This is a genomic window from Bacteroides rodentium JCM 16496 (assembly GCF_000614125.1).
GTDB lineage: Bacteria > Bacteroidota > Bacteroidia > Bacteroidales > Bacteroidaceae > Bacteroides > Bacteroides rodentium.
Genome location: NZ_BAKJ01000147.1, coordinates 1 through 679 on the forward strand (window position 1 = coordinate 1; position 679 = coordinate 679).

Sequence of the window (679 nt, forward strand, 5' to 3'; positions counted from 1 at the left end):
TGGATGCCTTTCTGTGCATTCCGTGCTATTTCTTTAAAAGAGCGACCATGAAAGACCGCATAAATGGCACTGTCCGCTACTTGCACATCGCTGAATCCCATGATACCCGTAGGAATGCCATAGCCTTCTGACAATTTGAACTTCGGCTCGCCGTGCGGACCGATACGCACTACATGGGTACTGTCTTTCAAGTTATAGACTTCGAGCACTTCACCCAATTGGGTGACAGCTGCCAACACACCATTATGTGGATTGTAATCGATAAAACTACGCCATGCCTGCGCCAATGCTGGACGGGCGTGCTTCAAGGCATCCTCATTGGAAGAAGGAATTGTACCCATTTTATGCAATAGCCTGCCTTGCCCATTCACCCGGCAAAGACGGCTGTTTCCCGAATAGTCCGGAATGATAAAGGTAGAATCATCCACCATCACAAAGTCCAAAGCACGGAGAATATCTTTATCCAGGTTCACTGCTTCTTGACGAAACAGTGAATCACCGGATAAACCACAACCAAACCGAGTTAATTCAGACTTGTTGGCATCGAGAGTCCACAAAGATTCCCCATACCACCGGATATTTTCGACAGAAACCTGCTCATCAGGAGATTCTCCCCGCTTGCCGAAAGAGGATATGTAGTGAAAATCCGGATAACTGAAAGCATGGCAGAAATAGTCTG

Annotated in this window: 1 protein-coding gene; it reads right to left on the bottom strand. The window is 47.1% G+C overall.

What is annotated here, in order from left to right; translation table 11 throughout:
• Nucleotides 1-679 (bottom strand): BF3164 family lipoprotein (locus JCM16496_RS21170; RefSeq protein WP_025836443.1); only part of this gene is annotated, 679 nt, incomplete at both ends.